Here is a 16,388-nt window from a genome sequence, read left to right as displayed (position 1 = left end):
TGAGTAAAGAGGCTATTTCACGTTGATATAATCCTCGTTGTGCCAAATGCCAACGCTGAGTTTTTGATTATTGATATCAACAAATTTCAAGTGCACGCCGAGTCCTGGCATGACGTAATAACGCTCACGGCATCCTTTAGTTTTCTCTTCACTGGTCTGTGGCTGCTTACAGGGGCCAAATGCCACCACGCGAAAAGAGCTGTTACCGGTGTTATACGCAACACCATCTCGGTATTGATAGTCGAATTTGTTCTGCCGCGGTGTGACGACCAGAATGGTACTGATAGTTGCCGAAGTGGTTGCCGAAGCGGCTTTTTGGGTTTTTGACAGCCCCTCTTCGGTAACCGGATTATCATTCCAGACTAAACGGTAATAACGTTCCTTATCGTCCTTCGGACCGGAATAAAAAACCCGGAAAACATCTTTACCCTTGCCAGGCAAAATCAGGTTGGATGGCGTGGCCATTATTTCCTGCCGGCTCTCCATCGGGATCACTTTCCCCCCCTCCATCGGGGAGGAAATACGCTCGACCCTCAAGCTGACCAGACGGGCATCATCCACGGTATTGATCACTTCCTTGGCGATGACGCTTTGGCCTGAGGAAATGATTGATGTAATCGCGCCAACGTTAATTGCACTGGCGTGAGTACAAAAAAATAGTGCTGAGCACATCAGCGTAGGAAACCATCTGTTCATCATGCGTTCCATAAGGATCGGGGCTATTCACCCCGATCCTGACTACGTTAAAACAACAAAATCACTTACAGGGTGGTGAAAGTACCGTCCCAAGTTGCTGTGAATTCAACGTTTACGTTGCCATCCCAGTAACCGTCGGTCAGGTCTTTGAACGCAGTGTCAGTGCCAGCAACAGTTGCTTTAGCAATGTCAAAGACGAACACACCCTGAGTGCTGGAGCGATTAGCACCAGCATAAGCGCCTGGTACGGCCAGTGCAGACAGACCTGCGCTGATACCTGCAGAAGTATCGATCATCACCATGTCACTGCTTTCAGACAGTGCTTTGCCATTCCACTTAACGCCCACGGTCAGTGCAGAGTCATCGCTGGTACGGTTCAGGGTGTTAGAGATGATTTTAGAGGTCAGTTTAAAATCGCTGGCGCCAGACTGGCCGGCAATAGTGATGTCAAACGCACCATCTTGAGTATTGAAACGCTCCAGACCTTCTGCATAGTTAAAGGTCAGTGATTTCAGTGGGGTAACAACCAGCATGCTGGTGGTATCTTTAATGGCTTTTGCATCCCAAGACGCTGTCGCGTTCGCAGTACGAGTGTCCGCATTAGCCAGATTAATTGTTCCCAACGCTGAAGCTGCAATCAAAGCCAGAGCTAACTTCTTCATAAAATTTCTTCCTTTATATATATCAATTAATTTCCCGCCAATATTTACTGGCGTGGCACAATAAATGCGACACAAGGGCGCATTCGAAAAATAAAATTTTCGAATAGATCCTTTAGCAATAAACTGATGAAAGCCTGCGATACAAATTCATCGAATACTTTACCCAGCATTGATATTCACATAACAACAGGTAGCTATAGCTTATCTGGCACTATGAATAGCATGAGTGAAGATATCATTCATTTTAGCCAGTCCCATCTTGCCCAAAATATTATGGCGAAGGGCATAAACTGTTTTAGGACTAAGCTGTAACCTGCTGGCGAGATCACGCACGGTGACACCATGAACCAGAGTGCGTAATAAACATATTTCGCGCGAAGACATCCGGGTTTGCGATGGCGAAGAGACCTTTTCCCCGGCAATAACGTGGTCTATTTTGGCGAAAATTTCACTGGATTTCCCCGTCCTTTGGATCACAGAGTCAACTTGGCGAAACATACATTTATAGTAATTTGCCAAGGGTAGCAGGTGACTGTCGGTTACCAGCACAACGCGATTACAAGCGGAATATATTAGCCAATCCTGTTCCAGAAAAAGGCGCAGATTCGACAATTGAAAGTCAATAAATACGACCTTGAGTTGCTGTGGATGGATATTAATTGAGTCACAGTAGCCTACGATACCTTCATGGAAGTACTTATTGGTATCGGGCCAGGTTAAAGGCCATTTTGATGGGGTATCGGCCTGCGGCGGATACCCATAATCTAGAATTTTCAGCATGAAGGATCCCTTCCTTTCTTTACTATTTACCAACTCCATTACGCCGTTGGATAAGCAGAATACTATTCCATAAAACTAAGTTATTTCCTAATTCTCGAAACAATATTAATAGCGAAAAACAATTATTCAAAATCGGTTAAAACGATCACAAAGGGCCAAATTAATCGCCAATACCTATCAAGTTGTTATTACCCACAAGCACACAATCTAGGATTAATGGTATATTCTTTAGTTTTAAATATTAATTAGGAAGCTTATAGTAAACTAGGAATATTCTTTATTTAACTTCAATTTAAAAATAAGCTCTTTCTTAACACACACTGACACAGCAGTAGATAAAGGGAATTAATAGACAAATAATGCGCAAGGGTGATCAAGAACATTTCCATACAGAGAATGGTAAAGCGTATCGCTTAGCTCATGATCCAGAATCGTTTGATCCTTACCTATTTAGCAAACACAAAAATGCAACACAACGGCAACTAGGCGGCCATTTTATGAACAATTTCCGGTTTATTATTTGTGATTAACATCACTTTTTCATTGAAAAAAAACAGTTTCATATCAAGAAAGCCCTTTTGAGAGCGGTTTCAAGGCCGCTAAACGGATGTTAGAGACCTTACATTTTAGTACTCAGTGAAGATCAAGCTAAGGCTTACCGTGATAACAATCTATTGAGCAACACAATAATCTCATCCGAGAAAAGGTCACCAGCCCCCCCTCCACTGGCTTGCCACTGCACGTTACCCGTCTGGTGGTTAAAAATCGGGGGAGCTAGCGGCGATTTTCCGCGCTTCGGCACTGAGTTACGCCAGGATCATGCTCCCGATGATTGCTTCGGTGGACAAGGTCATTTGTTGTCGCGAGGTGTATGCGCCAGCTAAATAGCTTTGCATATTATCGTTCCACTTTAGCCAACCCGTGTTGATTACCAGGGAAAGGAACAGCAATAATGTGGACTCGATATGATTATTATGCAGTCAGGAGAATTGGTTGGCCGTTAACACCCTCCGCTCAAAATTGAGCGAATAACGTTTGGAAAATGCTGAGTAGCCCATCCCAACCTTTGATGAAAACATCCGATAAGGCCGTTGTTAGGATCAAGAGCGTGAATGCAGGAACCGTTGTATCGCTATGCCGAACATGAACAAAGACTATTCTTAGCATTTTAATAGTGATAGACCGCCAAAATCCAGCACTGTTCGCTTGCCTCTACTAAGAGTAAGGCTTTAAAATAACGACAGTAAAGATTTCCCTGGTGTTGGCCAATGTGGCAACCTGACCCAACGAGGTCAGGTTTTTTTTTGCTATTTTTATCGTAACTCGCTGGCAAAGCAGTATATTATATCGCATTCAATAATAACGAGGCTATGGATTTGCTCTGTGCGTTATAATCGTAGTGGTGTTATTATTTCAAGCTGAGGTAATTTGATGTCTACACTATTCTCTGATACTCATGATGATAACAGTGCATTCAAAAACTATCTGGTTAAAAAAATAGCGGAATTTGGCAATTTCAAGTTCGCCTATATGATACTTAACAAGAAATACCCCATGGAGACGTTGATAACCTCCAACTACCCAAGCCAATGGGTTGATATCTATAAAGAAAGTAACTACCACAGTATCGATCCCGTGGTGCTATCCGCCTTGCAAAGGGTCGCCCCATTCCCTTGGGATGAAAGTACGCCAAAAAACTCAAGGCAAAGGCCCTCAGAAATATTCAACCATGCAAAGAACTATAATATTACCACCGGCTATACCTTTGTATTGCATGACCACGATCATAATTTGGCGATGCTGTCGCTGATACTTAATGACAGCAAATCCATCGATATAGAGGGCCAAATACATCCTAACAAAGCCCACTTGCAGATGCTGCTGGCTACCATCCACGAAAGAGTCACCACCCAGCACCGGGAAACCGCACGAAATAATAGCTATAACCCCAGCGCAGAAAAAGATCCCCTGTCAACGCGGGAGAACGAAGTGCTCTATTGGGCCAGCATGGGTAAAACCTATCAGGAAATTGCCATTATTTTAGACGTGAAGATCCGTACGGTAAAATTCCATATTGGCAATATTGTGAAAAAGATGGGCGTGACCAATGCCAAACATGCCATCAGGCTGGGGGCCGAATGGCAGCTTGTCAAACCGATTGCCAGGTGAGGGATCACTCCTATTCGCCCGCCTGATACCCCCTTTAACGCCTAAACGACACCATCACCCGTTGCCTGTGACCATCTCGCTGCTTTGCAAACCGCCAGCTCCAAGCTGCGGCCATGGCGGCCTCATCATAGAGGGTAATGCCACTACTCGATGAGATCAGCACCAGCTGCGGTTTCCCTTGCGCATTCACATCCAGATCGACCAACACGGTTTTTACCCCCGCCGACTGTGGGCCAACGTCTGGGAAAAATGGTAAAGTGCGCGTTGCTTGAGTGATACCGGCTTGTTCAAAGTTAACGCTGACAATACCAGCGGAGTATTTCTTCGCCTGAGGCACTTCAGGCGCCTGTCGTTCCAGCGATGCAGGGAAAGGCGTCGGCCTGATGGCGACCTTATCAACCAGCTGCGAGGATTCCTCTTGGGGCATATAGACGAGTTGGCTTGGGGCTTCATCCTTGTTGCCAGTGCCGGTTGAGATCATGTCCTGATAATTTTGGCTGACACGCGCAGTCAGGATATCCAACCATCCTGCGCGTTGTCGCTGCAAGTTCATCCCCAGCAGCAGCTTAACCTTAATAAAATCTAGCGAACGTTCCGATTGGCTCATCGTCTCAAATATCGATCTGGAATCAGGATCGGGCTTGTGTGTCTCTGCTTGATGACGCAGACGCTGAGCATAAACCATCGCCCCCACCAGCTTTTCCGGATCTTCATCGACCCACGACAGCCCCCAGCCGTACCAGGCATCTGCCCTCGTGGGCTCCATGGCAATCGCGCGCCCAAAATTACGCCGTGCATCCCACAGCAAATGCGCCCACGGGCTACTTACGGCAGAAGACGTTGCCTTCTTCTTTTGGGCCATACCGTAGTTAAAATAAAGCATTTGCTGGCGGGCCAACAGCAGTAACAGATCCGGGCTTTGGTTATATTTGCCAACCAGGCTGTCTATTTTATTAATGGTGATAGTGAAATAGTCTTCACCCAAATTTCTCGACATCAGCACTTTATTCAGTTCAACGACTTCATCCCGCTTAATACCATAATTCGATTTCCCCACCCAAACCAAACCGTTTAGCCTACGGATCAACGCTTCTTGCTGGCGCAGCCCCGCATGGTCGTGGCGGGCTACCAGGTTCGCCAAGGTCGAGATATGTTGCTGCATAAACTGTAAATACATGTTGGAGGTCAGCTCGGTACTCACAAAATCAAACGGTATAAAACGATGCTGGGGCTGATTGGAGGCAGGGAAGCGCCAGCTAGACGCTAACCTTATCGCGCTCAGATCCAGCTCGCGTGCGCCGCTGCTAACAAAGGGTAGGACAGAGACCGGTTCCCCACGTTCATTAACATCAATGGATAACATTGTAGTGGCGTAATCTTTGGTTTTGCCGAAGACGCGTCGAACCCCGTCAGTCGACAGCCCGGCACGGCTGAATGGTTCTACGCTGGCAATGTTAGCGGAACCATTCGCAACTGACTCACTAGCGCTCTCACCAGAAGACGCCGGTACCAGGTTCTGATTGGCCAACTCAACCACCGCCGGATCAAAAGGCTCCGCCGACCCCACCAGCAAGGTGGCTCGCGCCTGCAAGATATCCAGCTCACGTTTTTCTTTGGCTGGTAATGCGTCAATAAATTGCGTTAAGCGCCGATGGATGATTGGCTGATATTGCCCTTTCTTTTCCAACTGACCGGCGACCATCAACGCATTAGTCACCTGCTGAAGCTGTGGTGCGGGAGAACCATAATGGGAGACACTATCGCTGTCGCCTGTCAGCAACGTGGCCAGCGCCCAGCCCATCCAGGCATCCGCATCTCGAGGATTACTTTGAATAGCTGACTGAAAAATTTGACTAATCGCACTCAACACCTCTGGCGTCATGCCTGACGGTGGCGTTGTTGTCAGGCTAAACAGCCCCGTAGCCAGCAACAGCTCGGCCTGATCGGGCATCCAGAGGATGGCGTCGTTCATCTTGCTCAATGCACTGATTTCGGCTTGAGTATCTGGTTGCGGCGATTGGAGGACTGCGGTCCACAGTTTAGTGATCTGCTCACTGTCATGTGGCGAATAGCCGAGAGGCGGGAACTTCGCTCTATTCTTTTCCAACGCGTTTAATATCCGCCATTCATTCAACTGGCCGGGGAAGCTCTGTATCAGTTCATCAAACTGTTGCCCGCTGTAGACCGTAACCTCTTTCCATTCACTTCGCTCAAGCTGATGCCCAACCAACCAGCGGCGTTCAGCCTCTGCCGTGAGCGGCATATTGAGGTAACTGAGCAGCAACAGCGAGACTACCGCCAGCGCCCCTCCGGCAGCATAGCTAAAGCTACGACGCCGGAACGCCACATACAGCATACCGCCCGTCATCAGGCTGCCAGCCAGCCATAAACCGGATAAAAAGCCGCGCTCGTGGCCATTTAACACCGCTGGCCAAAGCTGTGCGCCTAGCCAGTCAATGCCTTGCCACAACCCGGCAAGCGCAGCCATGACGATCCAGGGGAGAAAAACCACCAGCAACACCAACAAGGTAACGACAAACTTGATAACACCCGAAGACATCAGGGCTTACTCCGTACTATAGAGCTAAAAGCCCATTTGAATACCAACACTAGAACGAGGGCGATGCTGCAATAAATTATGCTCATCACGCCCATAAACCACTGATCCTTCCAGGGCATGGATAAGAATGTTGAAAGCCCTATTTGTAAGCTGGTCACGGAAGCAAACTGGCTGAACAACCAGGCGAACACCAACGGCAACAGCACTGCAAATACGGTATGCAGCGCAACACCTGGGACAAACGCAGGCATCGTCAGTTTAGGTAGTGGTGTGGGTGCGGGGCGTGGAGGCGGCACATAAGCAGGAGCAACCTGACGTGGCGGAGCCTGCCGCTTGGCCGAGCGAGCCGCTCGTAACGCTTCCTGTATCTGCTTTTTACGCGTGCATTCCGGGCAAGCCAGGCCAGCAAAATGCTGATGGCGCTTATTTGTCTTACAGACAACGATCTTCTTCTGCGCAGGCAAGGCATAGGGCCGCAAAACGCTAGCCCATTCCCGTGCGGAAGGCCGTGACGCAGCCAGTGGCCCAAACGCCCTGTCAAACATCAGCCGTAGCTCGTTCGGCAACAGGGTATGCATGCTTGCTGGCGCAGGAGCCATTAATTTATTGGCGGTCAAGCCATAGGCATAACAGCCCGCGGCAATACGCCCAGGCAGATCGGTAGCCATCTTCGAGGACTGCGGGCGACCACTGTAGGGATGTAGCCCAAAGTTTAGCAACTGGAACAAGATCACCGCCAGCGCAAAACGGTCCTGCCACTCTTCCTGATTTTCCGGCACCTTGCCGGTTTTCTGGAATTCAGGGGCCAGATATTCTGCGGTAAACTGCCCTGCGGGGAATCGCTCGCCGCCGTCTTGAATGCTGAAACCATCGCAATCCAGCAGCGCAACGTACAGGCTTTCCCGATAAAAGCGCAGGTTAACCGGCTTCATATCGATAATACGATGCTGCTGTTGATGCAGCGCGGCGACCAGCGTACAGAGGTTGGTGGCCAAACTGACCTTCACCCCGATCCCGTCCGGTAATTTCGCCGCCTCGGCCTGCCGCGACTGCAGAATATATTCCAGTTCGATACTGAGTTTGACATCCAGCTCAGGCATGACAAAGCCAACGAACTCACCCCGAGTGTTCAGCAGCGGCGAGGTTGGCCAGGCTAACTGCACCAGCGAAGTCTTGGCCACGGCTATTGGCGGAATATCGGGAACGTGCTGAAGCATCGCCTGGATTTTGCGCTGATAGAGCGCTTTATCGATGCTGTCGTGATAGATTTTTGCGACGCTACCAGGCTGCGAGGCGAGGTGATAAACGCTGCCCGCCCCGCCGCTTTTGATCAATGCCCCCAGTTGTAATGGCTGGCGTTTTTCGTTGTAAAAGACCTGGGATTTATTTTGAGCCATGGGGATTATCTGCGTAGCGCTATGAGCAGCGTTTTATCGTCGCCAGTGATTTCACTGGTACGCGGATCGCCCAATGTGGCCTGTAAGGCGGAGCTGCCCGGCTCCTCTGCGGTCTGCTGTAAATACCGGATCACCGGCCCCATAAACGGCTCAAACAACGCCTGCCCCGACTTATCTAACGCAAAGGGCTGCACGCCGTCTGACATTAAAATCAGCTGGTCTACCGGCAAGGTCACAAAGGTGATTCGTAAATGTTCACGCCAGTTTTCGCTGGTTAAAAACCACGTCTGGTTGGCATATTCCCCGTTTTCTGGCACGGACAGTTGCTCATCTCCGCTCGCAGTTCGCACCGCAGCCACCCCATCGCCAAGATGGATCAAGCAAACCTGCTGCTCGTCGATCCATGCCGCCACTAGCGTGCAAGCATAATCTTCCAGCCGGTTTTTGGCCTCGGTCGCCAGAAAGTACAAATCCATACGGATTTGTTCCAACAGCTGCTGAATAAGCTCGGGCGTCAACGCCCCGGAGGGCTGCCATGATAGGCGCTCCACCAGTTGGCGAGAGACAAAGTCCGCCCCCGTTGCACTTTGGGATGCAGACCCTGCACCATCGCAAACGGCGGCGACCAGGCGCTCATCAATCGCGGCCCAATGAAAAGCATCCTGGCACGGAATATCCCTTGCCAGGTGTGCCGCACCGGTGGCCGATGCAGCATAAACCTGCCATTTTTTCATATCACACCGGGACGTTGGACCAGCTATCGGTCGCTGGCAACTGTGCTTTTCCGCCCGGTACAGACTGGGAGACAACTTGCATGCTGGCGCTCAACCACAAGAACAGCTCGCGGAACTGCAAGCCACTCAGCCGTTTGACGCCATTGCTGCCATGCTGGCTAAAACGCCCCATCACCTCAGTTGAAGCATCTGCCACACAAATCGGGAATACGGCAACCTTATTGCTGGCCTCTGCCTGGCGGCACAGTTCGGCAACGCCTTCCCATTCATCAGTAGGCTGCCCATCGGACATCAGGAATAACCAGGGGCGGGTATAGGAAACCCCGGCCTGCTTCAGGCGCTGCTTCTCTGCTTCGATCTCGTTCAATGCCAGCATCACCGCTTGCCCCATCGGGGTGGTGCCCCCGGCGGCCAGACGTGGTGCGACGAAATCCATGGCATCTGTCCAATCCCCGTGCAGTTTGCACTGGTCATAACCGCCGTATTCAATAATCAGCAGCCTGACCCGTTTGGCGGCAATCACATCGTCCTTTAATTCCTGCTCCAGCAGGGCAAGGCCCTGATTAAGCTGATCGATCGGCTCACCGCCCATGCTACCTGAGCAGTCGAGTACCAAAATTAAAGGGGTTCTTTGATCGCTGTTATTAATAAAAGCCACATCAGGGATACCACCATCCATGTCAAATCCTTATTTATCAAATATATAAAAATCCGTGACGCTATAAACATACCATACCAGAAATAACCGAGAATGTGTTGTGGCTTTAGGCATTTAGGATTACTACTGATAACCAGGTAGCTGTGAACTTGGGGCGGGTAGTTGCAGGATTTAGCAGCATGGCGTTGATAGGGAAGAGGCGTAGGCGCAATTTTCGTCCCCACAGTGGCGGCTCTTGATACTGCCCTCACGACTGGTGGTAGTCAGTAAATCTAGCCCAACCAGCAATAGGCAAATTGGAAGCGCTACGCAAACTAGATATTTAACGACGAATAAGATTGCCATAGCACAAGCACATAAGAAGCTTTAGTTTACTGAAAGAAATCCGCCGTATAGCGACTCGTTATGAAAAAACGGCGAGGCACGACTTAGCGATGGTTCAACTGGGCTGTATCCGACTATTTTTAAGACGAATATGCATTGAGGGACACGGCCTAGCAGGAGCATCTGAACAAGGGTTTACGGTTTCGCACAATTGCTGGCGTGGCATAACCCCAAGAGAACAGCACGCTGATCGGTAAAGCCTATCAAAGCAGAACCGGCTTCGGTGAGCTACCGGTGTCATTCACGGACAGTATCCTATTTATCATCAGTTGGCACCTCCAAGCGTGTCCCTTACCACCATCAGCGCGAAGCCGAGCAAGTTTGTTCCGTTCCACCTCAGAGGGTTGGCTGCGCGTTCGTCGTCCTGCGCTAAGCCGATGCCCCAGACACGGTCGACGGGGCTGGCCTCAACCAGCACACGTGCACGGGTGCCGACAAGAAATGAACCCAATTGTGGGTGCTGTCTAAACTTGTGGAGGTTGCCTTCGCACACCAATTCAAAACAGTGCGCTTCCCACATTTGCTGATTAAAGCCAGAGACCTGCCTGCCGAACTTCTTCGCTTCTGCTGGCGATTTAGCGTTCAGAATGCGGGGCAGGATAGCCTCGTCGCTAAACAGCCTAGCCTTACCCGCCATCATCCAATGCTCGGCACTGGCGTAGGTCACGCCGTCAACCTTAAACGGTGACGGCCACCACTGACTAAAGCTGGAGGCAGTCACAACGCCGCTGGGAGAAGGGCGGTGGCCCCAGAAATAGAGGTACTTGAAGCGCTTACCGGTCCGTATGCTCTGCTGTAATGCGTCTAACGTATACTTTCCCTGTTGCATAACTCATCATCCACAAAATTATGCCTGATAATGGCATCAATATAACTACCTGATACTCTCGACACTTCATGTTGTCAAGAGTTGGGGATGGACCAGTGCGATCCTGATAGTAAACACCATCAAAACCCCGCAACATCAGCGTGGCTGTGGCTGATCACGAAAACCCACACCCCGCAAGCACTGACGCCAAGTATGTCTCATGCGGCTCACCACAAGCAACTGATCTGGAATTGATTATAGCTAAGCACGATTTTAAGTCAGGCATCCCCGTGAATAAAGTACCCAAGACAACACGCCACTATCGCCCAACCGAGGTATCAAAAAGCCCGTGCCAAAACTGCTTATCAAGGGTTATTGGCTGGAACAACACGGCTTTTTTGACCGACCAGCAGGTCACGGTAAATATTGAGCAATGAAGATTGATTATTCAGGCAGAGGGCAATGTATGAACGGAACTCATATTATACAGGCAACCACAGGCGGGGTTTGTGTCAAGTGCAGTATTTAAAATAAAACAGTATCAGGACGGGCTGATAATAACGATAGTCTCTAATGAGGTAGAGATTGAGCGATTGTTATTGGAGGTGAACGCTGATCCCCATATTGGCGTGGACTGGATACGGGATAACGGTGAGCTGTATCTGGCGGGGAACTGGCTGACGCAGTGCGGCCTAACCGGGCAACCGCTGGCGATCAACGTGATGCCCGGAAATGTGGTCCTTCAGGCGTACCAAGGTAATATGCTGGCGTAGTTACAGATAAAAAACCGGGAGGATCTTCTCTGGATCATCCCGGCTTTGATATCTAACTATTGAATTTTAGATGATGCGATAAAATTTTCAGGCTCATCAACATTAATAATTAATTTATAATTCGCACTAGATTCCACTTCAATAGTTTCATTAGATAGCTTAACTACCTTTACAAAAGGATTGGACTGTTCAAAATACATAACCCACTCTAACTCCCCTCCAATGGTTAAATATGCAATAAAGCCTTCCGAACCATGACTTCCTTCACCTAAAAAGCATTGGAATTTATCATTAACAGTGACTTTTTGCATTATATCAATATTGGTAATCTCTTCAGGACCTTCGTTCAAAAAACCTTCAAGATCAAACTCAGATCCTTTTTCAATCACTAAATCAGGATAAGTACTTATTGATATGGCAATAGATTTTCCGCTTGAAAAATAAACACCATCTTTAATTGGTAATTCTTCTTTATTCCACAACTCAACTATCTTTGCCATTCAATAAACCCTCAACATTTCTTCGGCCTTTCCTTCAACCCTTTATTTGGCACAACACCCCCAGCTTTTTTATTTCGCCTATCACTAAATCTTTGCTGGAATTTTTGCCACCATGTTTTACCACTCGACGAGTCAGGATGTGGAGCATTTTGATCAACTTTAGTGACTTTAACTTTATCAAGCCCTGCCTCTAACGCTGCATCCAAGCGCCTATTATCATAAGTCACTAATTGACCGTCAACATCGATAACATTTAATGGGGAACGCCCCCAATCCCATTGTCCTCGCCTCATGATTGCAGAATAGTCATTAGCAGAAATAGTTCTTTGAGAGAAATTAATAGTTCTGGGATCTACCCACTCACCGCTTAACCCTAACGGATCGATCCAAGTTAATGGATTAGACGCATATTGGTATAAGTTTATCCCCCCCGCCAGCCCTATCGGGTCAGGTGTGATAAACCGCCCAACCTCCGGCGCATAATACCGGTAAGTATTATAGTGCAGCCCGGTCTCTTCATCCAGATATTGCCCGGCAAAACGCAGTGGTTGGCGGAACCGGCCCAACGGCTGGCGGAAGTTGCGCCACATCGCATCAGTCTGCCGTGTCACCTGACCAAACACCCCATACTGCCCCGACCATATCATCTCACCTTGTTCATTCGTCACTTCCTGTGGCGAACCATTCAGGTCGGTGTGATACCAGTACAGTTTATCCCCACTGTAGTGCCGTTCAATGCAGGCCAGCGGTGTGTAGGCTTCGTTCGGGTCATAGCAGTAGGTTTGCTGGCGTTCGTCAGTACGACTTTGCAGCAACCGCAATCCTTGCCATAAGAAATGGGTCTCACGCCGTTCCTGGCGAAGAGTGACCACCTTACTTGACCGGCGACCCAGCGCGTCATAGTGGTACTGCGCTTCAAACAGTCCCTTTGGCCCGCCACCTTTCGCCCCCACCAGGCGGTTATCTGCATCATAGCGATAGTGTTGGCTGCCGGGACCTTTCTGCCTGACCGACATATTGCCGAAGGCATCATACTGATACTGCCATTCTTCCCAACGGGTCAACCGGTTATCACGATAAGGTTGGCTACCACGGACATACGGTGAACTTTCCGGCGTCAGTAATGGCAGTAACAAGGCGTTATCAGCCTGATCATAATGCACAGAGGTCTGATCGCTTTGTGCCGAATAGACGCTACGTAACCGACCTTCAACATCATAGCCATAGCTCAGCATACCCCGATTGCTGTCCTCTACGGTGGCCAGTTCATGCATATCGTCATAATGATAAGCTCGCCACAAAACCCCTTGCTCTGGGGAGGTAAGTGCGTCGGTGAGGCGATTGCTGATACTGCTCTGCCACTGGCGACGACCCAGGCGGTCATATCGCCGGTGCTGCGTCAAAGCCCCCTGAGTACGGCTTGTCTCACGGTGCAGTGCATCGCGTTCAAACTCGCTGATGATCTGGTCATTGTAACGGATGGCAGTGACGTGCCCAGAACCGTAATGCAGCCACTGGAACTGGTCATCGTTCGGCAGGCCGAGAGTGGTCAGGTTACCCAGCGCATCATACTGATAGCTCAGTACTTCTACGCCGTTATGCTCTCGAGTCACCCGACCCAACGCATCCCGTTCAAAGCTCACGGTATTGGGCTGGATACCCAGCGTCTGCCCCTGCTCCGTAGGTGTACGGCTGGCGCTGAGCAAACTGCCCATCGTATCCCACTGGTATATAACCTGCTCGGTCTGCGTCTGGCGCGCAATCACCTGGCCTACCGCATCGTAGGTCAGTTGACTGACTTTCTCTGGGCGGTGTCCTTCCGTGTCTGCAGTACCACGCTGCACGACTTCGGCAACCTGCCCATCGGCATTAAAACGGTAACCGTAACGGGTATCGTCCGGGCGCTGCTCTTCCTGCAAACGGCCTTCCGCATCACGGGTAAAGCGATAGATACCGCCGTTGGCGTTATCCAGGCTGAGCAGGTGGCCTTCCACATCATAATCGTAACGCAGGGTGCGGTTCAGGCGGTCGGTAGCGCTCAGGGTTTGCCCACGTGCGTTGTAATGCCAGTGGCGCGGCAGGTTTTGCCCCTGCTGATGGCTGAGCAACAACCCCGCATCAGACCAGTCAAACTGCTCCGTTGAACCGTCCGGTAGGGTCAGTGTGACCAGTTGGCCTGCGTCGTTATACTGGTAGCGGGTTTCCTGCTGCAATGCATCGCGGCGGGAGACCATCTGCCCCAGCGTATCATAGCGCCAGGCAGTGGGCTGGCCGGAACAGTCGGTGTAGCCTGTCAGTTGCCCCTGGCTATTCCAGCTTAACTGGCTCTCGCCGCCCCGCGCATCGGTGACGCGGTCTGGCAACAGCGTATGGGTGTGGGGATAATGATAGTGCGTCGATTGCAGCAACCGGTCGGTTTCCTGCACCACCCGGCCCTGTTCATCCCAGACGGTACGTTCTGCAATGCCATCTGGCCAGAATACAAAGGTCTGTCGGTCGCTGTTGCGTTGGTACTGCCAACGCGTGGTGGCGCCGTTGGCATCGGTGACGGACACCAGCCTGCCCAGTTCATCCCACTGGCATTGGCGCAGATGGCCCAGCGGCGAGCGGTAACCGGCGGGGAGACCGGCTTCATCCCACAGCATCTGATGCGAGTTGCCGGTACGGTCAGTGTAACGGCTGACGCGCCGGTGTTCGTCCAACTCCCACACTGCCTGGCTGCCATCCTGGTAGGTGGCGGTGCGCAGATTGCGTTCTTCGTCATAAGCCAGCCGATAGCCGTCACCCTCGCTGGTGTGGTGTTCGGTGACGCACCAGATATCCTCCATTTCCTGCCACTGGTAGTCGCAGCGAAACCCGGTGGCATTCTCATGCCATAGCAGCAAACCGTTCTGCTCATCCCAGCCAAAGCGACGCATCACTGCGTCACCCCGGTGTTGCACCGCGACCAGTTGACCCGCTTCGTTATATTGATAGCGGACACGCTGCACCTCGCCCACCACAGTTTGCTGCCACACGGCAGTCAGACGGTTGAGTTCGGGGTGATATTCACAACGCAGGGCCTGGCCACCGGTACGGGTGATGATGTCCATCTGCCGTTGTTCGTTGTAGTGGAATGACTGCTGGTTGCCGACATTGTCGCTGATGGCACTCAGGGGAGCGCGACCTTCGGCGTCGAAGGCCGGGTAGTGGTAACGCAGTTCACCGGCATCGCTGATGCACCACGTGCCATCTTCCCTGTGCGTGAGCCAGCACTGCTGGTCGGGGCAGAAGGTACGATGGCCAACGGGTACCTCAGGGAACGGGATAAAATCCCCGTAGGTGTTACGCCACAAGATGCCCTCTTCCACCTGCCGCAATTCACTTTCCCAGAACAGGCTCCAGCCCGACCCCAATACGCTCTCCGTTGCATGGCTGCTGAGATAACTACGTTGCCAGAACAACGGCAATTCACCATCGAGGGTGAAGTCCAGGTCATCGTCGTCATTGAGGAATTTTTGCCCGCTAGTCACATCTACCGGGTTGGCCAGAATACCGATCACTGGAACGACTATCGCCAGCGGCCCCAGCCAACAGAGCACTTTGGCTACCTTGCTGGCCCCTGGAATTTTGCTCATCAGACGCTCTACAGCACCTGGCCCACGCCCCACTGCTCCCTTGGCACTGACCAGACCGGCGATAAACATCGTCAGGTCGGAAACGGTGTAGGCCCACTCAGGGATTTCCGGGCTGATGTTTTCCGTGGTCGTTGTGCCACCGCCGATAAACACGTTGGAGGAACCGGCCAGGATGGTCGCATCGCAGGTAGTTTTATCGCTCTTGCGGGCAGCAGGCTGGCCGTTGATGAATACCGAGGAAGAGCCCTGTGCCACCTGCTGCACCTTGTCCTTGTCACAGGTGACGGTGCTCAGGGTGGCGACAGCGGCGGGCTTGTCATTGATAAAAACATTGCCCGAGCCGGTGACAATGGTTCCGCTGGGGCTCATCGAGCTGGCACCCGCCTCGACACAGGCATCCCGCGCTTTTTCCCCCAGGGCATTGGCCGCCATACCAACCGCAATCCCGGCACCAATCAGCAAAAAGCCCACGCCAAGACAGGCAGACGCACACCCGGCACCAATCAACATGCCGCCCAGGATACCCCCGGCCACGTTGATCAGGCCACCTAGGATCGTGCCGCCAATCAACCCGGCGAGAGCCCCCGAATGGCCGATGGCATCACCGACGCGTGCAGCTTCCAGCATGGTATTCGCTCCTGTCCTTGGTC

13 protein-coding genes and 1 pseudogene are annotated in these 16,388 nt (G+C 51.1%); 4 read left to right on the top strand and 10 right to left on the bottom strand.

Annotated elements, in window-relative coordinates:
- Positions 1-12: 12 nt before the first annotated feature.
- The 3 genes from KAJ71_RS00385 to KAJ71_RS00375 all read right to left on the bottom strand — a co-directional run bounded on the left by KAJ71_RS00385 (position 13) and on the right by KAJ71_RS00375 (position 2,138).
- A complete protein-coding gene (locus KAJ71_RS00385; protein WP_248944147.1) occupies positions 13-696 on the bottom strand; it encodes an EcpB family pilus assembly chaperone in 684 nt (227 codons plus the stop codon).
- Between the two features lie 65 nt (positions 697-761).
- On the bottom strand, positions 762-1,358 hold the full coding sequence (gene ecpA, locus KAJ71_RS00380; RefSeq protein WP_248943872.1) for a common pilus major fimbrillin subunit EcpA: 597 nt from the start codon (positions 1,356-1,358) through the stop codon (positions 762-764).
- Positions 1,359-1,559: 201 nt separating this feature from the next.
- A complete protein-coding gene (locus tag KAJ71_RS00375) occupies positions 1,560-2,138 on the bottom strand; it encodes a LuxR C-terminal-related transcriptional regulator (RefSeq protein WP_248943870.1) in 579 nt (192 codons plus the stop codon).
- A 783-nt stretch (positions 2,139-2,921) separates the two neighbouring features.
- Here KAJ71_RS00375 and KAJ71_RS23570 point away from each other — a divergent pair.
- Positions 2,922-3,026 (top strand): hypothetical protein, encoded by a 105-nt coding sequence (locus KAJ71_RS23570; RefSeq protein WP_375540713.1) that lies wholly within the window; start codon positions 2,922-2,924, stop codon positions 3,024-3,026.
- Between the two features lie 543 nt (positions 3,027-3,569).
- Positions 3,570-4,307: a LuxR family transcriptional regulator gene (locus KAJ71_RS00370; RefSeq protein ID WP_248943869.1), complete on the top strand. Its 738-nt coding sequence runs from the start codon at positions 3,570-3,572 to the stop codon at positions 4,305-4,307.
- Between the two features lie 34 nt (positions 4,308-4,341).
- On the opposite strand, the gene KAJ71_RS00365 is transcribed toward KAJ71_RS00370, so the two are convergent.
- From KAJ71_RS00365 to KAJ71_RS00350, 4 genes are read right to left on the bottom strand one after another with little or no spacing between them, the layout of a single operon-like run.
- Positions 4,342-6,867 carry a TonB family protein gene (locus KAJ71_RS00365; protein ID WP_248943868.1) on the bottom strand — a complete coding sequence of 842 codons (2,526 nt, stop codon included), beginning with the start codon at positions 6,865-6,867 and terminating at the stop codon, positions 4,342-4,344.
- A complete protein-coding gene (locus KAJ71_RS00360; RefSeq protein WP_248943866.1) occupies positions 6,867-8,264 on the bottom strand; it encodes a DNA-binding protein in 1,398 nt (465 codons plus the stop codon). The genes KAJ71_RS00365 and KAJ71_RS00360 overlap by 1 nt, the downstream gene beginning before the upstream one ends.
- 5 nt (positions 8,265-8,269) lie before the next feature.
- On the bottom strand, positions 8,270-8,998 hold the full coding sequence (locus KAJ71_RS00355; RefSeq protein WP_248943865.1) for a PP2C family serine/threonine-protein phosphatase: 729 nt from the start codon (positions 8,996-8,998) through the stop codon (positions 8,270-8,272).
- Between the two features lies 1 nt (position 8,999).
- Positions 9,000-9,677 carry a vWA domain-containing protein gene (locus KAJ71_RS00350; protein WP_248943863.1) on the bottom strand — a complete coding sequence of 226 codons (678 nt, stop codon included), beginning with the start codon at positions 9,675-9,677 and terminating at the stop codon, positions 9,000-9,002.
- Between the two features lie 344 nt (positions 9,678-10,021).
- On the opposite strand from KAJ71_RS00350, the pseudogene KAJ71_RS00345 reads away from it, so the two are divergent.
- Positions 10,022-10,126 (top strand): annotated as a pseudogene (locus KAJ71_RS00345) (IS5/IS1182 family transposase); the annotation flags it as partial.
- Between the two features lie 179 nt (positions 10,127-10,305).
- Here the strand turns inward: KAJ71_RS00345 and ybiA are convergent.
- Positions 10,306-10,869 carry a riboflavin biosynthesis intermediates N-glycosidase gene (gene ybiA / locus KAJ71_RS00340; RefSeq protein WP_248943862.1) on the bottom strand — a complete coding sequence of 188 codons (564 nt, stop codon included), beginning with the start codon at positions 10,867-10,869 and terminating at the stop codon, positions 10,306-10,308.
- A gap of 488 nt (positions 10,870-11,357) precedes the next feature.
- Between ybiA and KAJ71_RS00335 the strand changes: the two genes are divergently transcribed.
- Positions 11,358-11,621: a SymE family type I addiction module toxin gene (locus KAJ71_RS00335; RefSeq protein ID WP_248943861.1), complete on the top strand. Its 264-nt coding sequence runs from the start codon at positions 11,358-11,360 to the stop codon at positions 11,619-11,621.
- Between the two features lie 56 nt (positions 11,622-11,677).
- Here the strand turns inward: KAJ71_RS00335 and KAJ71_RS00330 are convergent, their stop codons facing one another.
- Both KAJ71_RS00330 and KAJ71_RS00325 read right to left on the bottom strand, forming a co-directional pair.
- Positions 11,678-12,121, bottom strand: a complete 444-nt coding sequence (locus KAJ71_RS00330) for a hypothetical protein (protein ID WP_248943860.1) — start codon at positions 12,119-12,121, stop codon at positions 11,678-11,680.
- Positions 12,122-12,132: 11 nt separating this feature from the next.
- Complete coding sequence (locus tag KAJ71_RS00325) at positions 12,133-16,365, bottom strand: RHS repeat-associated core domain-containing protein (RefSeq protein ID WP_248943858.1); 4,233 nt, start codon at positions 16,363-16,365, stop codon at positions 12,133-12,135.
- Positions 16,366-16,388: the final 23 nt, after the last annotated feature.

It is taken from the genome of Serratia silvae (assembly GCF_023282985.1).
GTDB classification, from domain to species: Bacteria; Pseudomonadota; Gammaproteobacteria; order Enterobacterales; family Enterobacteriaceae; genus Chania; species Chania silvae.
This window is presented reverse-complemented; position numbering and strand designations above follow the sequence as displayed.